Origin of the sequence: Achromobacter sp. ACM04 (assembly GCF_014851465.1) — a bacterium.
In the GTDB taxonomy this organism is placed as follows: Bacteria; Pseudomonadota; Gammaproteobacteria; order Burkholderiales; family Burkholderiaceae_B; genus Achromobacter; species Achromobacter aegrifaciens.
In genome coordinates, this window is the sequence record NZ_JACUZS010000001.1 from 714,664 (window position 1) to 738,218 (window position 23,555).

At 67.5% G+C, this 23,555-nt stretch carries 21 protein-coding genes; 13 read left to right on the plus strand and 8 right to left on the minus strand.

What is annotated here, in order from left to right; translation table 11 throughout:
- The first annotated feature begins 34 nt into the window (after positions 1–34).
- The 11 genes from IB259_RS03460 (at position 35) to IB259_RS03510 (ending at position 12,190) form a co-directional block, all read left to right on the plus strand.
- On the plus strand, positions 35–1,003 hold the full coding sequence (locus IB259_RS03460) for a bifunctional enoyl-CoA hydratase/phosphate acetyltransferase (RefSeq protein ID WP_370528697.1): 969 nt from the start codon (positions 35–37) through the stop codon (positions 1,001–1,003).
- A 133-nt stretch (positions 1,004–1,136) separates the two neighbouring features.
- Positions 1,137–2,714: an ABC transporter substrate-binding protein gene (locus IB259_RS03465; RefSeq protein WP_054456786.1), complete on the plus strand. Its 1,578-nt coding sequence runs from the start codon at positions 1,137–1,139 to the stop codon at positions 2,712–2,714.
- A gap of 12 nt (positions 2,715–2,726) precedes the next feature.
- On the plus strand, positions 2,727–3,695 hold the full coding sequence (locus IB259_RS03470) for an ABC transporter permease (protein WP_054456787.1): 969 nt from the start codon (positions 2,727–2,729) through the stop codon (positions 3,693–3,695).
- Positions 3,692–4,594 (plus strand): ABC transporter permease, encoded by a 903-nt coding sequence (locus IB259_RS03475; protein WP_119451104.1) that lies wholly within the window; start codon positions 3,692–3,694, stop codon positions 4,592–4,594. Before IB259_RS03470 ends, IB259_RS03475 begins: the two co-directional genes overlap by 4 nt.
- On the plus strand, positions 4,591–5,592 hold the full coding sequence (locus IB259_RS03480; RefSeq protein WP_054456789.1) for an ABC transporter ATP-binding protein: 1,002 nt from the start codon (positions 4,591–4,593) through the stop codon (positions 5,590–5,592). Before IB259_RS03475 ends, IB259_RS03480 begins: the two co-directional genes overlap by 4 nt.
- The gene (locus tag IB259_RS03485; RefSeq protein WP_054456790.1) at positions 5,589–6,611 is read left to right on the plus strand and encodes an ABC transporter ATP-binding protein; all 1,023 of its coding nucleotides are present in this window, start codon (positions 5,589–5,591) and stop codon (positions 6,609–6,611) included. The genes IB259_RS03480 and IB259_RS03485 overlap by 4 nt, the downstream gene beginning before the upstream one ends.
- 28 nt (positions 6,612–6,639) lie before the next feature.
- On the plus strand, positions 6,640–8,295 hold the full coding sequence (locus tag IB259_RS03490) for an amidohydrolase (protein WP_192327521.1): 1,656 nt from the start codon (positions 6,640–6,642) through the stop codon (positions 8,293–8,295).
- Position 8,296: 1 nt separating this feature from the next.
- Positions 8,297–9,268 carry a GTP-binding protein gene (locus IB259_RS03495; RefSeq protein ID WP_192327524.1) on the plus strand — a complete coding sequence of 324 codons (972 nt, stop codon included), beginning with the start codon at positions 8,297–8,299 and terminating at the stop codon, positions 9,266–9,268.
- A 150-nt stretch (positions 9,269–9,418) separates the two neighbouring features.
- Positions 9,419–10,159: an SDR family oxidoreductase gene (locus tag IB259_RS03500; RefSeq protein WP_175163750.1), complete on the plus strand. Its 741-nt coding sequence runs from the start codon at positions 9,419–9,421 to the stop codon at positions 10,157–10,159.
- Between the two features lie 189 nt (positions 10,160–10,348).
- Positions 10,349–10,741: a nuclear transport factor 2 family protein gene (locus IB259_RS03505; RefSeq protein ID WP_119451107.1), complete on the plus strand. Its 393-nt coding sequence runs from the start codon at positions 10,349–10,351 to the stop codon at positions 10,739–10,741.
- Positions 10,742–10,786: 45 nt separating this feature from the next.
- The gene (locus tag IB259_RS03510; protein WP_199728321.1) at positions 10,787–12,190 is read left to right on the plus strand and encodes an FAD-binding oxidoreductase; all 1,404 of its coding nucleotides are present in this window, start codon (positions 10,787–10,789) and stop codon (positions 12,188–12,190) included.
- On the opposite strand, the gene IB259_RS03515 is transcribed toward IB259_RS03510, so the two are convergent.
- From IB259_RS03515 to IB259_RS03545, 7 genes are all read right to left on the minus strand, one after another.
- A complete protein-coding gene (locus IB259_RS03515) occupies positions 12,170–13,747 on the minus strand; it encodes a PLP-dependent aminotransferase family protein (RefSeq protein ID WP_192327527.1) in 1,578 nt (525 codons plus the stop codon). The genes IB259_RS03510 and IB259_RS03515 overlap by 21 nt on opposite strands.
- Before the next feature lie 107 nt (positions 13,748–13,854).
- Positions 13,855–14,682, minus strand: a complete 828-nt coding sequence (locus IB259_RS03520; protein WP_054456796.1) for an ABC transporter permease subunit — start codon at positions 14,680–14,682, stop codon at positions 13,855–13,857.
- Positions 14,675–15,508 carry a taurine ABC transporter ATP-binding protein gene (locus tag IB259_RS03525; RefSeq protein WP_054456797.1) on the minus strand — a complete coding sequence of 278 codons (834 nt, stop codon included), beginning with the start codon at positions 15,506–15,508 and terminating at the stop codon, positions 14,675–14,677. Before IB259_RS03525 ends, IB259_RS03520 begins: the two co-directional genes overlap by 8 nt.
- A gap of 91 nt (positions 15,509–15,599) precedes the next feature.
- Positions 15,600–16,628, minus strand: a complete 1,029-nt coding sequence (gene tauA, locus IB259_RS03530) for a taurine ABC transporter substrate-binding protein (protein ID WP_119451109.1) — start codon at positions 16,626–16,628, stop codon at positions 15,600–15,602.
- 229 nt (positions 16,629–16,857) lie between these two features.
- Positions 16,858–17,403 carry a GTP cyclohydrolase I FolE gene (folE, locus tag IB259_RS03535; RefSeq protein ID WP_119451110.1) on the minus strand — a complete coding sequence of 182 codons (546 nt, stop codon included), beginning with the start codon at positions 17,401–17,403 and terminating at the stop codon, positions 16,858–16,860.
- 117 nt (positions 17,404–17,520) lie between these two features.
- The gene (locus tag IB259_RS03540; protein ID WP_054456800.1) at positions 17,521–18,177 is read right to left on the minus strand and encodes a response regulator transcription factor; all 657 of its coding nucleotides are present in this window, start codon (positions 18,175–18,177) and stop codon (positions 17,521–17,523) included.
- The gene (locus IB259_RS03545) at positions 18,174–19,592 is read right to left on the minus strand and encodes a cache domain-containing protein (protein ID WP_054456801.1); all 1,419 of its coding nucleotides are present in this window, start codon (positions 19,590–19,592) and stop codon (positions 18,174–18,176) included. Before IB259_RS03545 ends, IB259_RS03540 begins: the two co-directional genes overlap by 4 nt.
- Positions 19,593–19,907: 315 nt before the next feature.
- Here IB259_RS03545 and IB259_RS03550 point away from each other — a divergent pair, with 315 nt between their 5' ends.
- Positions 19,908–21,989 carry a carbon starvation CstA family protein gene (locus tag IB259_RS03550; RefSeq protein ID WP_054456802.1) on the plus strand — a complete coding sequence of 694 codons (2,082 nt, stop codon included), beginning with the start codon at positions 19,908–19,910 and terminating at the stop codon, positions 21,987–21,989.
- Positions 21,990–22,009: 20 nt separating this feature from the next.
- On the plus strand, positions 22,010–22,222 hold the full coding sequence (locus tag IB259_RS03555; RefSeq protein ID WP_013393534.1) for a YbdD/YjiX family protein: 213 nt from the start codon (positions 22,010–22,012) through the stop codon (positions 22,220–22,222).
- Positions 22,223–22,277: 55 nt separating this feature from the next.
- Here the strand turns inward: IB259_RS03555 and IB259_RS03560 are convergent, their stop codons facing one another.
- Positions 22,278–23,453, minus strand: coding sequence for an MFS transporter (locus tag IB259_RS03560; protein WP_054456803.1), 1,176 nt, complete (start codon positions 23,451–23,453; stop codon positions 22,278–22,280).
- Positions 23,454–23,555 lie beyond the last annotated feature (102 nt).

Here is a 23,555-nt window from a genome sequence, read left to right on the forward strand (position 1 = left end):
TAGCGTGCGTCCGGCGCGGCGGCGGCCGCGCCGGATTTCTTCCGCCAGGCGCCGCGAATCTCCGCGGCAGGAGCAGACAGAAATGGAAAGCGATCGCTTGTTCGAGCCGCTGCGCAATGCCGCGCTGTCGGCCGGCCGCTTGCGCACTGCGGTAGCGTATCCGCTGTGCCCGACCAGCCTGGGCGCGGCCGTGCAGGCGCGCGACGCCGGCTACATCGAGCCGGTGCTGGTCGGCCCGGCCGCCAGGCTGCGCGTCCTGATGGCGGAGCTGGGGCTGCGCGACAACGAAGTGGAAGTGGTCGACACGCCGGATGACGAGTGCCAGGCCGCGCGCGCGGCGGCGGCGCTGGCCCGGGACGGCGCGGTGCGCATGCTGATGAAGGGCAGCCTGCACACGGACCACTTCATGTCGGCCGTGGTGGCGCGCGACGCCGGCCTGCGCACCGATCGGCGCATCAGCCACGCCTTCGTGATGGCGGTGGCGGCGTACCCCAAGCTTTTCATCCTGACCGACGCGGCCGTCAACATTGCGCCCACATTGCAGGAGAAAGCCGACATCGCGCAGAACGCCATCGACCTGGCGCGCGCGCTGGGCGTGGACCGCCCCAAGCTCGCGGTGCTGTGCGCTACGGAATCCGTCAATCCTTCCATGCCCGCCACGCTGGACGCGGCGGCCCTGTCGAAGATGGCCGACCGCCAGCAGATCCGCGGCGGCGAGATCGACGGCCCCTTGGCCTTCGACAACGCCATCTCGCGCGAGGCAGCCGATCAGAAGGGCATCGTCTCGCGCGTGGCGGGCGATGCCGACATCCTGCTGGTGCCCGATATCGAGGCCGGCAACATGCTCTACAAAGAGCTGACCTGGCTGGCCGGCGCAGGTACCGCCGGACTGGTGCTGGGTACGCGCGTGCCTGTGCTGCTGACCAGCCGCTCCGATTCCATGCAGGCCCGCGTCAACAGTTGCGCAGTCGCTTCGCTGTACGCGCGGGCGCTGGCAGCCTGAATCCAGACCGTCCGCGGGGCTGGCTCCAAAAAGTCCGGCGGTTTGGTACTAAGCCTGGACCAGCAGGCTGGATACGCTAGCCCCAAGGCCATCCGATGAATGGCTCGTGACACTGGACATCAAGGGGTAGAACATGCGCAGCGCAAAAAAATGCCTGACCACGATACTGACGGCGTTGGCCCTTGCGGGCGGGGCCATGGCTGCGGACGCGCCCAAGTCCGGCGGTACGTTGGTGATAGGGTCGACGCAGGTGCCGCGGCACCTGAACGGCGCGGTGCAGTCGGGCATCGCAACCGCCTTGCCCAGCACGCAGCTGTTCGCCAGCCTGCTGCGCTACGACGCCGAATGGAAGCCGCATCCCTATCTGGCGCAGTCCTGGGAACTGGCGCCGGACGGCAAGTCGCTGACCCTGCATCTGCGCAAAGATGCGGTATTCCATGACGGCAAGCCAGTGACTTCGGCCGACGTGGCGTTCTCGGTCATGGCGGTCAAGAAGAACCATCCGTTCCAGACCATGTTCGCGCCTGTCGAGGCCGTGGACACGCCGGATCCCTACACCGTGGTGCTGCGCATGAGCAAGCCCCATCCGGCCATCCTGCTGGCGCTGTCGCCGGCCCTGATGCCGGTGCTGCCCAAGCACATCTACGACGATGGACAGGACCTCAAGAGCCATCCGCGCAACTCGGCCGACGTGGTCGGATCGGGTCCGTTCAAGTTCAAGGAATTCAAGCCGGGCCAGGAAATCGTGCTGGAGAAGTTCGACAAGTTCTTCCTGCCCGGCAAGCCCTACCTGGACCGGATCGTGGTGAAGATCAATCCCGACGCCACCAATCTGCTGATCGGGTTGGAGCGCGGCGACATCGGCGTGTTGCCCTTCATGACCGAGCCCACCATCCTGCGGCGCGCCAAGGAAAATTCCGCCATCGTCATGACCAGCAAGGGCTATGAGGGCATAGGCGCCCTGAGCTGGCTGGCTTTCAATACGGCGCGCAAGCCCTTGAACGACGTGCGGGTGCGGCAGGCCATCGCCTATGCCACCGACAAGGGCTTCATCACCAAGGCGCTGAACGCGGGCTTCGCCAAGCCCGCCGACGGGCCTATCATCGGCACCAGCCCGTTTGCCACGCAGGACGTGGCGAAGTATCCGCTGGACCTGAAGAAATCCGAGCAACTGCTGGAAGAGGCAGGCTACAAGAAGGACGCCAAGGGCGAACGCCTGTCGCTGACGGTGGACTACATGCCGGGTTCCGACGTGCAGGGCAAGAACGTGGCGGAATACCTGCGCAGCCAGTTGAAGAAGGTCGGCATCGCGGTGCAGGTTCGCGCCTCGCCTGATTTCCCGACCTGGGCCAAGCGCATCGCCGGCAAGGATTTCGACATGACCACGGACATCGTCTTCAACTGGGGCGATCCGGTGATCGGCGTGCACCGCACCTACCTGTCCAGCAATATCCGCGACATCATCTGGACCAACACGCAGTCCTATTCCAACCCCAAGGTGGACGAACTGCTGGAACAGGCCGGGACCGAAACCGACGCGGACAAGCGCCGCGCGCTGTACGCCGAATTCCAGCGCCTGGTCACGGCCGACGTGCCCATCGACTTCCTCACGGTCATTCCGTACCACACCCTGTCGCTGAAGAAGGTGCACGGCCTGCCGGACGGCATCTGGGGCGTCATATCGCCCATGGACGACACCTACCTGCAGTAGGGTGGAGCCGCCATGACGCGCTATCTCTTGCGCCGCCTTGCCTATGCGCTGGTGCTGCTGCTGGCCGTGGTGACGCTGAATTTCCTGCTGATCCACATCTCGCCGGGCGATCCGGTCGAGACCATCGCGGGCTCCATGGGCGGCATCAGCGAAGAACTGCGTGCGCAGCTGCGCGCGCAGTACGGGCTGGATAAGCCCTTCCTGACGCAACTGGGCATCTACCTGATGCAGGTGCTGCGGGGCGACCTGGGCTATTCCTATTTCTTCAACGTGCCGGTGGCGCAGCTGATCTGGGACCGCGTGCCTGCCACGCTGCTGCTGGTGGTGACCTCGGTGCTGAGCGCGTTCCTGGCCGGCACGCTGCTGGGCACGCTGGCCGCGCGCAAGCCCAATGGGCCGCTGTCGCAAGGCATCACGCTGTTGTCGGTGGTGGGCTACTCCGCGCCGGTGTTCTGGACGGGCATCATCCTTATCATCCTGTTCGCCTCGGCGCTGCCGATCTTCCCGGTGTCGGACATGCGTTCCGCCGGCGGGCCGCAGGACGGCTGGGCGGGTGTGCTGGACGTGCTGCATCACCTGGTGCTGCCGGCCTTCACCCTGGCCTTCGTCTACCTCGCGCAGTACAGCCGGCTGGCGCGCGCCAGCGTCATGGAGGCGCTGTCGGCCGACTACATCCGCACCGCGCGCGCCAAGGGCTTGCCGGAACGCTCCGTGCTCTACAAGCACGCGCTGCGCAACGGCGTGCTGCCGGTGGTGACCATGCTGGGCCTGCAGTTCGGCAACGTGCTGGCCGGCGCGATCCTGGTCGAGACGGTCTTCAACTGGCCCGGGCTGGGCCGGCTGGCGTTCGACTCCGTGCTCAGGCGCGACTATCCCACGCTGCTGGGCATCCTGCTGTTCGCCTCGCTGCTGGTGGTCGTGATGAATCAGCTTACCGATCTGGCCTATCGCCTGATCGATCCCAGGATCAAGACCTCATGAGCCAGACTCCTCCCGCCGTATCCATCGCCGCCATGCAAGGCCAGGCGGCGCGGCCGCCGGCCCGTCCGTCGTACGAGGCCTTGCGGGTATTCGCGCGCAATCCCGCGGCGCTGGCTGGCGTGCTGCTGCTGGCCGCCATTCTGGCCGTGACGCTCTTTGGGCCCATGATCATGGAGGCGGATCCCTTCGAGATCGCCGGCGCTCCCATGACGCCGCCGGGCGCGGACGCGCTGCTGGGCACCGACTACCTTGGACGGGACGTATTGACCGGCATGGTCTATGGAGGCCGAGCCACCTTGCTGGTCGGCGTGGTGGCGGCCGTGCTGTCCATGGCCATCGGGCTGACGGTCGGCGCGCTGGCGGGCTACTACGGCGGCTGGATCGACGAAACCCTGATGCGCATCACCGAATTCTTCCAGGTGCTGCCGACCCTGCTGTTCGCCATGGTGCTGGTGACGCTGTTTTCGCCGTCGCTGGCGACCATCGCCATCGCCATCGGCGTGGTCAGCTGGCCGGGCACGGCGCGGCTGGCGCGCGGCGAGTTCCTGCGCCTCAAGCGCCGCGAGTACGTGCTGGCCGAGAGGGTGATAGGCGCGGGCGACGCGCGCATCATCTGGCGCGTGATCCTGCCCAACGCGCTGGCGCCGCTGATCGTGTCGGCGACGCTGGCAATAGGCACGGCGATCCTGTTCGAGGCCGGCCTGTCGTTCCTGGGGCTGGGCGACCCCAACATCATGAGCTGGGGCTTGATGATAGGCAGCAATCGCCCCTACATCCTGACCGCGTGGTGGGCGGTGACCCTGCCGGGCGCCGCCATCTTCGTGACCGTGCTGGCCGTCAGCCTGATCGGCGACGGGTTGAACGACGCGCTCAACCCGAACTCGCGGGGGCGGGCATGAACGCCGCGCTGCAGGCGCCCGTGCTGGAGGTCGACAGCCTGAGCCTCGAGTTCCAGTCGCGCGGCCGTGTCGCCGAGGTGCTGAGCGCGGTGAGCTTCGACTTGAACCCCGGCGAAACCCTGTGCCTGGTGGGCGAGTCCGGCTGCGGCAAGAGCATGACGGCGCTGGCCATCATGCGGCTGATACCAGCGCCGGGGCGCATCGGCGGGGGCTGCGTGCGCCTGCGCGGCGACGACCTGGCCGGCCGCGACGAGGAGGCCATGCGCCAGGTGCGCGGCAACAAGATCTCCATGATCTTCCAGGAGCCCATGACGGCGCTGAATCCCGTGTATACGGTCGGCGACCAGATCGCGGAGCCCCTGCGGCTGCATCAGGGCCTGAGCAAGAGCCAGGCGCGCGAGCGCGCCATCGAAATGCTGAAGTCGGTGGGCATCCCCTTGCCGGAGCGGCGCGTGGACGATTATCCGCACCAGATGTCCGGCGGCATGCGGCAGCGCGTGATGATCGCCATCGCGCTGGCCTGCGATCCGGATGTGCTGATCGCCGACGAGCCGACCACGGCGCTGGACGTGACGGTTCAGGCGCAGATCTTCGACCTGCTGCGCGAACAGCAGGCGCGGCGCGGCACCGCGGTGCTGCTGATCACGCATGACATGGGCGCGGTGTCGGAGATGGCCGACCGGGTCGTGGTCATGTACGGCGGACGGGTGGTGGAGCAGGGCGGCGTGCGCGAGATCCTGGCGCAGCCCCGCCATCCCTACACCCAGGGGCTGATCGCCTGTCTGCCGGAGCTGGACCGCGAGCCCGACGACGTGCGCCCGGACCTGCCGGAGATTCCCGGCGTGGTGCCCTCGATCTGGGAGCGCGGCGCGGGCTGCCCCTTCATGGAACGTTGCGGGCAGGCCATGGCGCGCTGCCGCGACGCGTTTCCGCCCCTGACCCGTGTAGGCGAGGGGCAGGAAGTCGCCTGTTGGCTGTATCCGGAGACCGCGCAATGACGTCACCGCAATCTTCCGCCTTGCTGTCCGTGCGCGATCTTGCCGTGCATTTTCCCATCGGCGGGCGTGGCCGCGACGGCAAGCCGGTGGTCGTGAAGGCCGTGGACGGCGTGTCCTTCGAGCTGCAGCGCGGCCGCACGCTGGCGATCGTGGGCGAGTCCGGTTCGGGCAAGACCACCACGGCCTTGTCCGTGCTGCGGCTGGCGGACCCGACCGCGGGCTCCATCCACTTCGACGGTACGGACATGACGGCGCTGAACGGCTCCGCCCTGCGCCGCATGCGCCGCCGCGTGCAGCTGGTGTTCCAGGATCCGTATTCCTCGCTCAATCCGCGCCAGCGGGCGGGCGACATCGTGCGTGCGCCGCTGGACCTGATGGGCATCGATCCGCCCGGCGGACGCGAGGCGCGCGTGGCCCGCATGTTCGAACTTGTGGGCCTGCGCCCGGAGCAGCGGCAACTGTTTCCGCACCAGTTTTCCGGCGGCCAGCGGCAGCGGCTGAACGTGGCGCGGGCGCTGGCCAGTGCGCCGGACCTGATCGTCTGCGACGAACCGGTGTCCGCGCTGGATATCGCCATCCGCGCGCAGATCCTGAACCTGCTGCGGCGCATTCAACGCGAGCAGGGCCAGTCGTTCCTGTTCATCTCGCACGACATGGCGGTGGTGGAGCACATCTGCGACGACATCGCTGTCATGTACCTGGGCAAGATCATCGAGCAGGCCACCCGCAACGCCTTCTTCACGCGGCCGCTGCATCCCTACAGCGTCGCCTTGATGTCGGCGGTGCCGACCGTGAAGGGAGGGCGCGAGCTGGCCGCGCGCCGCGTGCGGCTGGCGGGCGATCCGCCCAGTCCGGTCGATCCGCCGCCGGGCTGCCGTTTTGCCGGACGCTGCCCGGCCGCGCAGCCGCTCTGTACCACGCGCGAACCCGGCTTGCGGGAAGTCGCGCCGGGCCACCGCGTGGCCTGCCATTTCGTCGAATCCCGCGATGGCGTCCTGGCGTCGCCGCTGCAGGGATGAGCCCACCCTCCGATAGAAGGACAGACAGATGACCGACACCCGCGCCCGAACCACGATCTATGCCGCGCGCAGCATCCTGACCATGAACCCGATGCAGCCCCGCGCCACGCACGTGGCGGTGCGCGAGGGCCGCATCCTGGGCGTGGGCAGCCGCGAGGAACTGGCGGGCTGGGGGCCGGCCGACCTCGACGAGCGCTATGCGGACAGGGTGCTCATGCCAGGCCTGGTCGAAGGGCATTGCCATCTGCCGGAAGGCGGCATGTGGAAGTTCGTGTACGTGGGCTTCTACGACCGGCGCGGACCCGATGGCAGGCTGTGGGAAGGCTTGAAGAGTTTCGATGCGGTGGCCGCGCGGCTGCGCGAGGCCGAACGCGTCCTGGCGGCCGGCGAGACGCTGATAGGCTGGGGCTTCGACCCGATCTTCTTCGAAGGCGCGCGCATGCGCGTGCAGGACCTGGACGCGGTGTCCGCCGAGCGGCCCGTGGTGGTCATGCATGCCAGCATGCACCTGATGAACGTGAACACGCCCATGCTGGCGCGCGCCGGCATAGACCGCGATACCGACATCGAGGGCGTGACGCGCATGGAAGACGGACGGCCCAGCGGCGAACTCTGCGAATTCGCCGCGATGTTCCCCGTCATGCGCCTGATCGGCAGTCCATTCCGCACCGTGGGCGTATCGGAAGAGGGCCTGCGCATGTTCGGCAAGGTGGCGCAGTGGGCGGGCGTCACCACGGCCACGGACCTGGTCAATGAACTGGGCGACGAGGGCCTGGCGACGCTGGCCCGCATCACCGCCGAACCGGACTATCCCGTGCGCATCGTGCCGGCCGCGTCCGCGCTGACCTACGCGGGCGATCCGCAGCGCTGCCTGGCCAAGCTGGCCGAGGCCCGGCGCCTGAACAACGACAAGCTGCATCTGGGCATGGTCAAGCTGGTGGTGGACGGTTCGATCCAGGGCTTTACCGCCCGGTTGCGCTGGCCCGGCTACTACAACGGCGCGCCCAACGGCATCTGGGTGATCGCGCCGGCCGAGCTGGACGCAATGGTCCAGACCTACCACGACGCCGGCGTGCAACTGCACATACACACCAATGGCGACGAAGCCACCGAGCTTGCGATCGACGCGGTGGATCGCGCCTTGCGCCGCAGCCCGCGGCGCGATCACCGCCATACCTTGCAGCATTGCCAGATGGCCGACGCGGCCCAGTTCCGGCGCATGGCCAGCCTGGGCATGTGCGCCAATCTCTTTGCCAACCACATCTTCTACTGGGGCGACGCCCATCACGCCCTGACCATGGGGCCGGATCGCGCCAGGCGCATGGACGCCTGCGCCTCGGCGGCGAGCGCCGGCGTGCCGTTCTCCATCCATTCGGATGCGCCCATCACGCCGCTGGGACCGCTATTCACGGCCTGGTGCGCCGTGAACCGCCAGACTTCGTCGGGCAAGGTGCTGGGGGAGTCCGAACGCATCGGTGTGGAGCAGGCCTTGCATGCGGTCACGCTGGGCGCGGCCTACACCTTGCACCTGGACCATCTCGTCGGCTCCATCGAGGTCGGCAAGCATGCGGACTTCTGCGTGCTGCAGGACGATCCGCTGGAGGTGGCGCCCGAGAAGCTGAAGGACGTGCGCGTACTGGGCACCGTGATCGGCGGCAGACCCTTGCCACTGCGGGAAGCCTGAGATGGCGGCCCATGGCGCACCGCGAATTGCGCTGACCGTGGTGGGCGGATTCCTGGGCGCGGGCAAGACCAGCTTGCTCAATCATGTGTTGTCCCGCAGCCAGCGCCGCGCGGCGGTCCTGGTCAATGACTTCGGCCCGGTCGATATCGATGCCGGGCTGATCGCGCAGCGCAGCGACCAGGTGATCAGGCTGGCCAACGGCTGCGTCTGCTGTTCCGTGGCGGGCGGCCTGGACGATGCCCTGGCGCGCGTGCTGGCGCTGGACCCCTTGCCGGAATGGATCGTGATCGAGGCCAGCGGCGTGTCGGATCCGGGCCGCATCGCGCAGGTCGGCATGTCGGATCCCATGCTGCAGCTTGAGGGCGTGGTGGTGCTGGCAGATGCCGCGAACGTGCGCACGCTGGCGGCGGATCCCTTGCTGGCCGATACCGTGGAACGCCAGCTCAAGGCTGCGGATCTGCTGGTGTTGAACAAGACCGATCTGGCGTCCGCCGCCGAACTGGCGTCGTTGCGTTCATGGCTGCAAGCGGCGACACGCGGGGCCGCGATGGTCGAGACGCGCGAAGGGCGCGTGGACCTGCGCCATCTGCTGGGCGAAGGCGGGTCTTGCGGCCTTGCGCAGGCATGCGCCAGCGGCGCTTGCAACCATGCGGGACACGTCCACGCCGCGATGCCCGACGACCCCGACCATCCATTCCAGAGCTGGCTGTGGCGCGCGCCCGCGCTGCTGGACGCCGACCGGCTCGCCAGCCGGTTGCGCGACGCGCCCAGGCAGCTGCTGCGGGCAAAGGGCTGGGTGCGCACCGATCGCCACGGCCTGGTGCTGGTGCAACTGGCGGGCCGGCGCGTGCGCTACGACACGCAGGCCAGGCCGCCCGAGGATCTGGACGAGCCGTCGCTGGTGCTGATCGGCATGCGCGGCGCCGTTGATCCCGCGGACGTCGACGCCTGGCTGGCGCCGGCGGCGGCGTGAGGGGCGGGCGTAGATAGGTATAGATTTATTGGATTGCTTGTCAATTTTTTCCTTGTTGACCGATTCGAGGCAAACGGGAGAATTCGCCGGTTCGATAGCCGGCCCTTCTCCCGGCTGCTTACTGACCTATCGGCTTACAAGGAGCGAATCATGACAGGCATTTCCGGGGGCTTGCGCAAGGCCGCAATCGTATTCGGCGGCTCGCGCGGCATCGGCGCCGCCATTGTCCGGCGGCTGGCGGCCGACGGCGCGGACGTGGCGTTCACCTATGTTTCCGCGCCGGAGCGCGCGCGCGAGACCGCCGCCGCGATCGAAGCGGGCGGGGCGAGGGCGCTGGCCATTCATGCCGACAGCGCGAACTCGGAGGCGATTCGCCTGGCCGCCGCGCGCGCGGCCGAGCATTTCGGACGGCTCGACATCGTGGTGGTCAACGCCGGCATCCTGAAGTTGGGCGGGGTGGCCGACGTGAGCGTGGCGGATCTCGACCAGATGCTGGCCGTCAATGTGCGCGGCGTGTTCCTGGCGATCCAGGCCGGCGCTGCGCACCTTGCGCGCGGCGGCCGCATCGTTACCATCGGCAGCAATTTGGCCGCGCGCATCGGCGGGCCGGCCGTGAGCGTCTATGCGATGACGAAGGCGGCGGTGGCGACGATGGTCAAAGGCATCGCGATCGATCTTGCACCCCGCGGCATCACCATCAACAACGTGCAGCCCGGGCCGATCCAGACCGATATGACGGTCAACCATCTTGATGCGGTCGTTCCGCTGATCCCGTTGCAGCGCGCCGGCAGCGCCGATGAAATCGCGTCGCTGGTGGCATGGCTTGCCGGCGCCGAATCGGGATACATGACGGGGGCCAGTTTGACTGCCGATGGCGGGATGACGCTGTAGCCGGCGCCGTCCGCAACACGGCGGGACGCCCAACCGGGTGGCCGGTTGCGTATTGCGCGGCCTGCCACCCGATGTCGCTTCTGGTGCAAGCGATTTCCCGTTTCTGGTTCTAGACCCTGCCTGGGGGCTCACTTACCTTTGGTCCTGAATGCTGGCGCGTGTTGCGCCCGCGTCTACCGGAGGTATGCAATGCAGAAGACCGTCACCGCGGACATGCTGGCCGAATTCGCGGCGGCCTGGAACCGCCACGATATCGACGCCTTGATGTCCTTCATGAGCGACGACTGCGTGTTCGAGACCGTGGCCGGCCCCGAGCGATGGGGCGCGCGGCACGAAGGCCGCGAGGCGGTGCGGGCGGCCTTCGCGGCGGCCTGGGCGAATTTCCCCGATGCGCAGTGGCAGAACGGCACGCATTGGGTCGCAGGCGACCGCGGCGTGTCCCAATCGACCTTTACCGGCACCGCCGCCGACGGCTCCCGCGTGGAGGCGGACATGGTGGACGTCTTCACCTTCCGGGACGGCAAGATCCGCGTGAAGAACGCCTACCGCAAGCAGCGCCCGGTATTGCCGGCCCGCGGTTGAACACGCACCCGCATCCAGCAACCGGAACGCAGCATGGATACTCAAATGTCCTTCCAACCTGTAGGTCCGGCCCCCGCTGGCCGGACGGCGATCAGCGCCTACAACCCGGCCTACGATCCGCTGGTGTCCCCGCCCGGCCGCGGGCAGGACTACGCGCCCACCTACTGGGTCGCGACCGCCGGTGAACCGCCCGAGGATGACGGCCCTGTCAACGGCGATATCGACGCCGACGTGGTGATCGTGGGCTCGGGCTTTACCGGGCTGTCGGCGGCGTTGACGCTGGCGCGCGACTTCGGCGTGAAGGCCGTGGTGCTCGAGGCCAATCGCGCGGTGTGGGGCTGCACCAGCCGCAACGGCGGACAGGGACAGAATGCGTCCGGACGCCTGTACCGTTCGCAATGGATAGCGCGCTGGGGCCTGGCGACCGCCAAGCGCCTGGACGCCGAGATCCGCGAAGGATTCGAATATTGGAAGAGCCTGGTGGCCCAGGTGGATTGCGACGCGCAACCTGGCGGCCATCTGTACACGGCGCACCGCCAGAAGAAGATGGCGTTCCTGGAAAACGAAGCCCGCGTGATGCGCGAGGTGTTCGGCTATGACGCCCGGATGTTGAGCCGGGAGGAACTGCGCGAACGCTACGTGTACGACCGCGAGGCGGTGGGCGCGATGCACGAGCCGGATGGCGTAGGCGTGCATCCGTTGAAGCTCGCCTATGGCTATATGCGGCAGGCGCGGGCCCTGGGCGTGCGCATCCATCCGGGCAGCCCGGTGCTGGGCTGGCGCGCCGAGAATGGCGGCGTGCGGCTGCAGACTCCCAACGGCTACGTGCGCGCGCGGCGCGTGGCGTTCGCCACTGGCGGCTATACCGCGCAGGGCGTCAACCGTTTGCTGGACAACCGCATCATGCCGGTGCTGTCGAACTCGCTGGTGACGCGGGTGCTGACGCCGGCGGAACGCGATGCAGCGGGCCTCAAAAGCACGGTGTTCATCACCGACACGCGAACCCTGCGCTTCTATTACCGCCTGCTGCCCGACGGCCGCATGCAGATCGGCAGCCGCAGCGCGCTGCGCGGCGCCGACGCGCAGCATCCGCGCCATCTGGCTCTGCTGCGCGAAGGGCTGGCGCGCAAGTTCCCCACGCTGGCGGGCGTGGACGTGGACTATTCCTGGTGGGGCTGGGTGGACGTGAGCCACGACATGATGCCGCGCGTGACCCAGCCCGACCCGGCGCAGCCGGTCTATTACGCCTTCGGCTACGGGGGCAATGGCGTGGCGTTCTCGGCCCACGCGGGCAAGCGCCTGGCGCAACGCATGATGGGCAAGGACGGCGTGGCCTGGGACCTGCCGATCTACGACTCGCCCTTGCCGGGGCATATGTTCGCGCCGTTCCGCAGGCTGGGCCAGGGCCTGCTGTACCGCTGGTACTACCTAAGAGACGAAGTGCTCTAGCGCGTGCAAGTCCGGGCCCTGCGGGGCCTGCTTGCCGTCCGCGGCGCGGCCGCGGTAGCGGTCGACCACCTTGGCCAGCCGGGCAATCCCCGGCTCGATGTGTTCCGGCCGGATCGATGTGAAGCCGACCCGCAGGAAGTTGCGCGGCGCGTCGGCTCCGTTCATGAAGAAGACGTCGCCGGGCTCCACCACCACGCCCTCGGCCAGCGCGGCCTCGGATAGCTCGCAGGCGTTGAGCCAGGGCGGGCCTTGCAGCCAGCAGGACGAGGATCCGGTAATGGGTATGACCTTGAAATCGGGCAGGTGCCGCGCCAGCGCGCGGGCCAGTTCGGTGCCGCGCTCCTGGTAGGCCTGCGATTGCCTGCGCAGCAGCGAATGGTGGTGCCCCAGCGAAATGAACAGCGAAAACGCCCGCTGGATGTAGGCCGAAGGGTGGCGCAGCATGAGCCGGCGCAGGGCGCGCAGTTCCGCGGTGAGTTCGCGTGGCGCCACGATGTAGCCGATGCGCAGGCCGGGCGCGAAGGACTTGGCCAGGCTGCCCACGTAGATCACGCGGCCGTCGCGGTCCAGGCTCTTCAAGGCGGGAATCGCGCCTTCGCCCCAGCGGCTTTCGCTTTCGAAGTCGTCCTCGATGATCAGGCTGTCGGCCTGGCGCGCCAGCGTCAGCAGGTTCTGGCGGCGCTCCGGCGATAGCGTGACCGTGGTGGGGCACTGGTGCCCCGGCGTGACGAAGATGTAGTCGCAGCCCAGCAGATGGGTGCCGGTGCACAGCCCTTGTTCGTCCACCGGCAGCGGCAGCAGGTTGCGCGTGTGGCTGGCGAAGATGTTGCGGGCGTCGGGATAGCCGGGGTCTTCCATGCCGACCACGGTGTCCTCGTTGACCAGCAGATCGGCCAGCAGGTAAAGCGCATGCTGCGCACCCACGGTGATGACGATTTCCTCGGCGTCGGCCCAGACGCCGCGCCGGGGCAGCACCTGGGTGCGGATCTGCTCGATCAGCGCGGGGTCGTCGTGGGTGATCAGGTCCGGCGCCCAGCTGCGGATGTCCAGCACCGACAGCGCCTTGATGCAGCATTCGCGCCATTCCGCGGTGGGGAACAGGTCCTGGTCGAACTGGGCGTAGACAAAGGGATAGGGCTGCTTCTGCCAGTCGCGCGGCTTGGTGATGTTGCGTTGCCGGGACGGGCGGAAGCGCAGCCTTTCGTCCCAGCGCACGTCCGGCTCGCCGCCGTCGGCGGGCGGGGCGTCGGAAGCCGGACCGGAATGGCCGCGCATGACTGTGTCGCTGACGAAGTGGCCGCTGCGTTCGCGCGACACCAGATAACCCTCGCTCACCAGTTGCTGGTAGGCGAACACGACAGTGTTGCGCGCGATGCGCAGCTGGTCGGCCAGATGCCGGCTGGACGGCACCGGCGTGCCCGGCGGCAGGTGGCCGCTGAGGATGGCGGACACCAGCATCTGGCGCACGCAGCCCTGCAGGCTGAGGTTGGGCGCGCTTTCGCGTTCGAACAGGCGCTCCCACAACACAGGCTTGAGCATCGAGGCCTGGCTGGACATGACGGCTCCTTGTCTAGGCCGCGCAGCCGGTAGCCGCTGCGCAGGCGCCGCTCTTGAGGATAGAGGAGCCGGATGGGGGACGAAATGAGGGATTGCCCGGGCGCGTTTCAGACCCGTCCCTTCCATGGAATGGCGAACTTCTCCAGATAACGGACCAGCAGGTCGAAGGCGAAGGCGAACACGCCGATCACGATGATGCCCATGATGACGGTGTCGCTGGCCAGGAACTGGGCGGCGTTCAGCACCATGAAGCCCAGGCCGCGGTCGGCGGCCACCATTTCGGCGGCCACCAGCGTGGTCCAGCCCACGCCGATGCCGATGCGCATGCCCGTGAAGATCTCCGGCATGGCGGCCTTCAGGATCACGTGCCAGACCACCTGCGCAGGCGTGCCGCCCATGGCGTAGGCCGCGTGGATCTGTTCGATCGACACCGAGCGCACACCGGCGCGCGCCGCGATCGCCATGGGCGCGAAGATCGCCAGGTAGATCAGCAGGACCTTGGGGAATTCGCCGATGCCGAACCAGATGATGATGAGCGGCAGATAGGCCAGCGGCGGCAGCGGGCGGTAGAACTCGATGGGCGGATCGAAGATGCCGCGCGCGTACCGGTTCACGCCCATCAGGATGCCGACGGGAATGGCGGTCACGCAGGCCAGGAAGAAGGCCCCGAACACCCGCGACAGGCTGGCCAGCGCATGTTCGGTCAGCGTGGAGTTGGCCACGCCGTCGGTCATGGCCGAGACGAACTTGTCGTACACCGCCAGGGGCGAGGGCAGGAACAATGGCCGCACCCAGCCGGCGCTGGTCACCAGGAACCACAGCCCGATGAGCGCCAGGCTGGTGATCAGGCTGATGTGGCCGCTGTAGCCCGCGCCCGGCGCGCCGTAGACCTTGCCCGGCGCGGCGGGCTTGTGTCCCGGGCGGCTGCTAGCCATGGAAGCCTTGGGGGGAGGAGGCTCGCTCGTCGCCATAGATGATGCCGAGGACTTGTTCGCGCATGGCGATGAAGTCGGGACTGGATTTGATGCTGCGGCCATCGCGGGTCTCCAGGTAGCGCCGGTTGAAGTCCGGCGTGAAGGTATGCGTGATGCGGCCCGGGCGGGGCGACATGACGATCAGCCGCGAACCCAGAAACAGCGCTTCTTCGACGCTGTGCGTGATGAAGAAGAACATCTTGTTGGTCTGCCGCCAGATGTCCAGCAGCAGCTCCTGGATGGTTTCGCGGGTCAGCGCGTCCAGCGCCGCCATGGGCTCGTCCATCAGCAGCATGGCGGGGTTGCAGGTCAGCGCGCGCGCAATGCCCACGCGCTGCTGCATGCCGCCGGACAGCTGGTAGATCATGTGGCGGTGGAAGTCCTGCAGGCCCACCAGCTCCAGATTGCGGCGGGCGCGGGCGCGGCGCGTTTCCTTGTCCACGCCTTGCAGCTTCAGGCCGAACTCGGTGTTCTCCAGCACGTTCAGCCAGGGCAGCAGGGCATGCTTCTGGAACACCACGCCGCGGTCGGCGCCGGGACCCACGATAGGCCGGCCGCCCAGCGTGATCTCGCCCTCGGTGGGCGACAGGAAGCCGGCCAGCAGGCTGAGCAAGGTGGTCTTGCCGCAGCCCGAGGCGCCCAGCGCCACGACGAACTCGCCAGGCTGGATGGTCAGGTTGACGTTCTGCAACGCGATGACCGGACCGCTTTCGTGCAGGCCGGGGTAGGTGACGCTTACTTTTTCCGCGCACAGGCTATGCGTGGCGGACGAGGACTGCATGGTCATGCCGGCTCCCCTGGTTGCGACGGGCTGCGCGCAGCCCTGCGTGGCGCTGGGCAGGCGGCGCCGGACGGGCCGCCTTGGCCGCAAGCGCTCCTTACTTCTCGGCCGCCTTGGCGTACTTGTCGGTGACGTGCGGGCTGTAGTCGGCCAGGGCGCGGTCGATCTGCTTCTGGTCCTTCAGGAATTGGGCGCTGGCCGCGAAGGCGCGCGCGGCGCCCGATTCCTTGCCGCCGCCCAGCCAGACATTGGAGGCCTGTTCCTGCACGGTCGGGAAGACCAGCAGCTGGAGCGCTTCGACCATGTCCTCGGGCTTGCCGCCGATCAGCTTGACGATGCTCTTGACCTGCGGGGAATCGGCGGTCCACTTGGCGCTGTTGGCGCGGTAGTCCGCATAGGACTTGGCCAAAACGCTGGTGAAGGCGGCCATGAACTTCGGATTCTTGGCGGCCCAGGCGCGATCGACCACGATGCCGTCGAAGGTTGGCACGCTGGCTTTGCCGATCTGTTCCGAGTCGGCAATGATCTTGCCGCTCTTGGCGATCTCGGTCAGGGCGGGCGGCCAGACGTAGGCCGCGTCGATGTCGCCGCGCTGCCAGGCGGCCACGATCTGCGGCGGCTGCATGTTCAGGATGCGCACGTCGCGCGGATTGATCTTCCAGACCTGTTCCAGCCCGACCAGCAGATGGAAGTGCGAGGTGGACACGAAGGGCGTGGCGACGCGCTTGCCCTTCAGGTCCGCCGTGCTGTTGATGCCGGAACCGTTGCGCGCCACCAGCGCCTCGGATTTGCCGATGTTGTCCAGGATCCAGAACAGCTCCATGTCGACGCCGCGGGTGGCGGCCGCGGTGATGCCGGTGGAGCCCAGCACACCGACTGGCACGTTGCCGGAAGCCAGCGCGGTGGAAATGTCGCCGCCGGAGGTGAACTGGCGCCAGTCCACCTGGTAGCCGGCGTCCTTCAAGGCCTTGTCGAAACTGCCGTCGGCGATGGCCGTCAGGAATGGCCCCACGATCAACTGGTAGCCGACCACCAGCTTGGTCTGGGCATAGGCGGGAGCGGCCAACAGCGCGGCGGCCAGGCCGGCCAGGGTGCAGCGGCGGATGAGGCGGAATATCGCGTTCATGGAGATCTCCGGGAGGGAACGGCCGCGCTCCGGCGCGACCGGCATGCTGGAGCCAGTTTGCCCGGATGGAGCCAGAACGCTAGGGCCAGATGCCCTAATCAGTAGGAGCCAAAAAGGCCCGGGCCCGCCCGCCGCGCCGGCAACGCCAGTCCTGGCGCGGCCGGCGCGGCGGGGTGCGGCCGGCGAGGCGGCCCGCGATATGCGCCAAAAGGGGGAGAGGGGGATCGGCCTAGCGGATGAGGCTCAGGAACTCGGCCCGGGTCGACGGATTGTCGTGGAATTCGCCCAGCATGACCGAGGTGACCATGGACGAGTTCTGCTTTTCCACGCCGCGCATCATCATGCACATGTGCTGGGCCTCGATCACCACGGCCACGCCGGCCGCGCCGGTCACCGACTGCACGGCCTCGGCCACCTGGCGGCTGAGGTTTTCCTGGATCTGCAGGCGGCGCGCGTACATTTCGACGATGCGGGCGACCTTGGACAGACCCAGCACCTTGCCGTTGGGCAGGTAGGCCACGTGCGCCTTGCCGATGAAGGGCAGCATGTGGTGTTCACAGAGCGAGTACAGCTCGATGTTCTTGACCAGCACGATCTCGCGCGTGTCGGAGGTGAACAGCGCGCCATTGACGATTTCGTCCAGGTTCTGGCCGTAGCCGCGGCACAGGTGGCGCATGGCCTTGGCGGCGCGGGCGGGCGTATCGGCCAGCCCTTCGCGGGACGGATCTTCCCCTAGTTCTTGAAGAATGGCGGTGTAGTTCTTTTCCAATGACATCGGGGACTCCTGGGGGCGGCGCTGGTTGCGGCGCTTTACTGTGTAGCGTAGTGCTGCAAGTCTACCGCAGCGCGGGAAAACGATCAGGCCGGGCTCAGGCCCAGGCCCAGGCCCGGGTCAGACCCCGCGGTTCTCGACCGCGTACTTGATCAGCTCGGCCTGGCCGTCTATGCCCAGCTTGCGCTTGATGTTCAGGCGATGGGTCTCCACCGTGCGCACCGACAATCCCAGCGCCTGCGCGATCTGCTTGTTGGCCTCGCCGCTGGCGATGTGGCGCAGCACGTCGCGTTCGCGCTGCGTCAGCATGGTGGCTGGCGCCGTGGCCTGCGACAGGCGCACCGCGACCGCAGCGCTGAAATAGCTGCGGCCTGCCATGACCGCGTCGATGGCGGTGACGATCTCATGCGCCGGTTCGTCCTTCAGCAGATAGCCGCGCGCACCGGCCTTGACCGCCTGCACCATGTATTCGGGGTTGTCGTGCATGGACAGCACCAGCACCGCGATCTGCGGGTAGCGCTCGTGCAGCAGGGCGGTCAATTCCAGCCCGCCCACGCCGGGCATGTTCAGGTCCATCAGCGCCAGGTGCGGCAAGGTGCCTCCTTGCGGGTCCTCGGCCAGGCAGGCGGCCAGGAAGGCCTGGGCGGCGGCGGCGTTGCCGGCTTCGCCCACGACCCGCAGTTGCGGCACGGTTTCCAGGCGCAGCCGCAGCCCGTCCCGCACCAGCGGGTGGTCGTCGATCAGCAGCAGCCGGATGGCGTCGGGCTTGTGGTTCATGCGTCGGAACTCGCGGGGAGAGGGGCGGCGGGCAGCGGCAGCCAGGCCTGCAGCACCGTGCCGTGGGAAGTGGAGCGGAAAGTCAGCGTGCCGGACAGCGCGTTCATGCGTTCGCGCATATTGCGCAGGCCGATGCCGCGGCGCGGATCCTGTTGCACCTCGGCATAGTCGAAGCCGCGGCCGTCGTCGGCGATGGTCAGGCGCAGGTCGCGCGGCGAATAAGCCAGCGTCATGTCGGCGCGGGTGGCGCCGGCGTGGCGGATGACGTTGGTCAGGGCTTCCTGGGTGACCCGGAACAGGGCGGTGGCATAGGCCTCGGGCAGCTTCACCGGCTGCCCGGCGGTGTGCAGGCGCACGGCCAGAGGCGGGGCGCCATCCTGGCTGGGAATGGCGAATTCCCGGCCCAGATGTTCGAGTGCGGCCGGCAGGCCCAGGTCGTCCAGCAGCGTCGGCCGCAGGTTGTGCGAAATGCGGCGGACTTCGCCCACGGCGGTATTCAATCGGTCCAGCGCGCCGCCCAAGGGGGTGTCGATATGAGCGAGGACGCGTGGCTCGTCCGGCAGCGTCTGCCGCAGCCGTTCCCGCGCCGCTTCCAGCGACAGCTTGATCGACACCAGCACCTGGCTGATGCCGTCATGCAGCTCGCGCGAGAGCCGTGCGCGCTCGTCTTCCTGCGAACGCACCAGCTGGCGCGCCATCAGCCGCAGCTTGGCGTCGGACTGGCGGTGGTCGCTGATGTTCAAGGCCAGGCCGCAGGCCGCCACGCCCAGGATGGACACGGCGGCAATCCCGGCCACCCAGGCGAACATGCTGCGGATATTGGCCTGGGCGGCGGCGTCGATGCGCTCCAGCGCCTGCTGCACGTCGTCCAGGTAGATGCCGGTGCCCAGCATCCAGCCCCAGCGCTCCAGCACCACCACGTAGCCCAGCTTTTCCTCGGTCTGGTGGGTGGACGGCTTTTCCCAAAGGTAGTGCACCGCTTCGCCGTCCTGGCCGCCGCGCCGGGCGGCGGTCAGCAGATTCTGGATGACGGGCTGGCCCTTGGTGTCGCGCAGTTCCCAAAGGTCCTGCCCAACCAGCTCCGGCTGGCGCGGGTGCATCAGGTTCCTGCCCTTCAGGTCGTAGACGAAAAAGTAGCCGTCGTGGCCGAATTCCATTTGCGCCAGCAGGTCCAGCGCGCGCTGGCGGGTGGCGTCATCGTCGGCCGCCGCCTGCAGGGGGGCGATGGCGCTGTAGGCCAGGTTGACGTAGTGGCGCAGCTCGCCTTCCTTGCTGGCCAGCCAGGCGTTTTCCACGACCTGCTTTTCGCGCTGCGCCAGCTGCAGGCCCTGCACGTAGACGGCCACCGTGATGGCGGCGACGGCCACCAGCAAGGGCACCGCGGCGAGCAGCAGGATTTTCAGGCGCAGCTTCATGAAGGATTTGTATCAGCGCGAACGCGAATATTGCGGCGCAGCATTTTGCTTGCCGCAGTCAGGATCGGGAAATTTCAGCCGTGATTTTACGGTTTTCGCCAAATCATGCTGCGGCGCATTGCGTAGTAACACGTAGCGGAATTGCGTAGTTTCGCGCTTGTTGCTGCGTAGTCAAAACGAAATACTAGCGTCCGCGTCGACACGGCGCTGCGTGGACGCGCGCGCGTCCGCCACCCCACAACAATGAGTCTGCCTTCCGCGGGACGATAAAAGCGTTTCACGCCAAAAGCATGGCGGGAGGCTAGAGGAGCACTTATGCAAACCAGCAGTAAGGGACTGGGTCAGCACCTGGTCTGGCTGGCGGTTGCGGTACTGGGCGCGTTCGCGCTGGGCACCGTGGCGCTGGCCAGAGGGGAGACCATCAATGCGCTATGGGTGGTGATCGCCGCCGTATGCGTGTATTTGATCGCATACCGTTATTACAGCCGCTTCATCGCCAAGAACGTGTTCCAGCTGGATCCGACGCGCATGACGCCGGCCTGGAAGCACAACGACGGCCTGGACTACGTGCCCACCAACAAGCACGTGCTGTTCGGCCACCACTTCGCCGCCATCGCTGGCGCTGGCCCCCTGGTGGGCCCGGTGCTGGCCGCGCAGATGGGCTATCTGCCGGGCATGCTGTGGATCCTGGCCGGCGTGGTGTTCGCCGGCGCCGTGCAGGACTTCACAATCCTCTTCATCTCGACCCGCCGCGACGGCCGTTCGCTGGGTGACCTGGTCAAGTCCGAGCTGGGCAAGATCCCGGGCGTGATCGCGCTGTTCGGCGCCTTCATGATCATGGTCATCATCCTGGCCGTGCTGGCGCTGATCGTGGTCAAGGCGCTGACGCATTCGCCCTGGGGCACCTTCACGGTGGCCGCGACCATTCCCATTGCGCTGTTCATGGGCGTGTACCTGCGCTACATCCGCCCGGGCAAGATCGGCGAAGTGTCCATTATCGGCTTCGTCGGCCTGATGGCCGCCATCACCTTCGGCCAGGACGTGGCCGCGCACCCGGTGATCGGCCCCATGTTCGACTTCGACGGCAAGGGCCTGACCTGGATCCTGATCATCTACGGCTTCATCGCTTCGGTGCTGCCGGTGTGGCTGCTGCTGGCCCCGCGCGACTACCTGTCGACCTTCCTGAAGATCGGCACCATCGTCGGCCTGGCCATCGGCATCGTCGTGGTCGCGCCCGAGCTGAAGATGCCCGCGCTGACCCAGTTCGTCGACGGCACCGGTCCGGTGTGGTCGGGCAACCTGTTCCCGTTCCTCTTCATCACCATCGCCTGCGGCGCGGTGTCGGGCTTCCACGCCCTGATCTCCTCGGGCACCACGCCCAAGCTGATCGAGAACGAAACCCAGGCCCGCTACATCGGTTACGGCGGCATGCTGATGGAATCCTTCGTGGCCATCATGGCGCTGGTGGCGGCTTGCGTGATCGAGCCGGGCATCTACTACGCCATGAACAGCCCGGCGGCCGTGATCGGCACCACGCCCGACCAGGTGGCCCAGGTGGTCTCCAGCTGGGGCTTCGTGGTGACGCCCGCGGACCTGATCCAGACCGCCAAGGACGTGGGCGAAAGCACCATCATCTCGCGCGCCGGCGGCGCTCCGACGCTGGCCGTGGGCATGGCGCACATCCTGCACCAGGCCATCGGCGGCCCGGGCATGATGGCCTTCTGGTACCACTTCGCCATCCTGTTCGAAGCGCTCTTCATCCTGACCGCTGTCGACGCCGGCACCCGTGCGGGCCGTTTCATGCTGCAAGACCTGCTGGGCACCTTCGCCCCGTCGCTCAAGCGCACTGACTCGCTGCCTGCCAACCTGATTGCCACCGGCCTGTGCGTGGCGGCCTGGGGCTACTTCCTGTATCAGGGCGTGGTCGATCCGCTGGGCGGCATCAACACGCTGTGGCCGCTGTTCGGCATCGCCAACCAGATGCTGGCCGCGATTGCGCTGACGCTGGGCACCGTGGTGCTGTTCAAGATGAAGCGTGACCGCTACGCCTGGGTCACGGTGCTGCCGACCCTGTGGCTGCTGGCATGCACGCTGACCGCCGGCTGGCAGAAGCTGTTCCACGCCGACCCGCGCGTGAGCTTCCTGGCCCATGCCGACAAGTACAACGCGGCCATCGCCGAAGGCAAGGTCCTGGCTCCGGCCAAGTCCCTGGGCGAAATGTCGCGCGTGGTCTTCAACGACTACATCAACGCCGGCCTGTGCGCGATCTTCATCTTCGTGGTCGTGAGCATCGTGGTGTTCGGCCTGCGTTCGGTGCAGCGCGCGCGCAACGAGAACAAGCCCACCGCCCGCGAAATGCCGTACGAAACGCTGCCGGCCGCCGCCGGCGCGGACTGAGCGCAACAGGGAGACGACGCATGCTGTTCACCAACATGAGTTCCGCGGCCGGCGCCGCCGGCCGCTACCTGGGGCAGACGCTCCGGCTGATGGTCGGCGTGCCGGACTACGAGACGTATGTGGCGCACATGCGGCGCACGCACCCTGACCAGGAGCCGATGACTTACGAAGCATTCTTCCGCGAGCGCCAGGACGCGCGTTATGGCGGGAAGAAGCGGATCGGTTGCTGCTGACAGGAAAGGCCTCGCTTGCGAGGCCTTTTTTTCGTTGGGCGCAGGCGGCGACGGGTTATACCGACTTTCTGCGTACCCTTTCGGCGTAGACCACCAAAGGCACCGCCCCGATCGCGCACAGCGACATCACCAGAAATCCCCCCGGCGCATAGCTGCGGTACAACGCGCCGCCCAGCTGGATGCTGGCGAACATGAAGACCCCTCCCGACAGCAGCGCGTAGAGCGCGATGGCCGACGTCTTGATGGCGGCGGGCACGTGGCGCGTGATGTACCACATGATCGCTGCGTTATTGCCCGCCAGCGTGAAGCACTGCAGCAGTTGCAGGCCCGCGATCAGCGCCGGATCGGTGGTGGCGGACAGACCGGCCCAGCGGATCGCGGTCATGACGGCGGACGCCAGGATCAGCCATTGCGCGCCCGTGCGGGCCAGGATGCGGGGCGCCAGGAAAAAGAACAGGACCTCGCTGGCAACGCCTACCACCCACAGCATGGAAATCAACGCGGTCGACAGGCCGCTGGCGGTCCAGTACAGCGTGGAATAGGAATAGAGGAAGCCGTTGCTGGCCTGGACCAGCGAGGCCGCAGCGATGCACATCAGCAGCGGGCGGTCGCGCAGGACTTCGAGCATGGGCAGGCGGACCGCCGGCGCGAGCGCTTCGCCCGCAGCGGGGCGCGCCGCCCGAGGCAGCAGCCGCACGCAGGCCAGGCAGGCGATGATGAGGACGATGGACAGCCACATCACCCAGTCGGCGTCGAACGTCTTGATCAGGTAGCCGCCCGCCAGGGTGACCACGGCAAAACCCAGCGAGCCGCAGGCGCGCATGACGGTGTAGGAACTCCCCTGGCCCCGACCGCTGGCGATGGCCATGCGGTCCATCAGCGGCAGGACCGCCGGGAACACCGCATTGAGCAGCAGCGTGATGGCCAACAGCCAGCCGGGCGCGCTGCTGAACGGATAGCAGACGAACAGCGCCAGCGACGCCGCCAGCGCCGCCGCAATCAGCGCATGGGCGCGGCCGGTCTGGTCGGCGACGTGGGCGACCACTGGCGTGGACAGGATCTTGGGCAGGAAGGACGTGGCGACGATCAGGCCGATGACGGCGGGATCCAGTCCGCGGCTGGCGAACCACAGGGGCAGAAAGGGGATGCTGACTCCCTGCAGGCCGTAATACAGGAAGTAAAACCCGTGCAGGGCGATGGCGCCTTGCCTGGGGTCGGGGTTGCCGCGCATAGCGATGGAGGGATCCGGCTGAATTGACGCGCCGTAGCATACTCCTAGCCGGATCGGATTTCAGAAGGGAGGGCGCCTTGATCCCGGACATTGGCAAAAGAA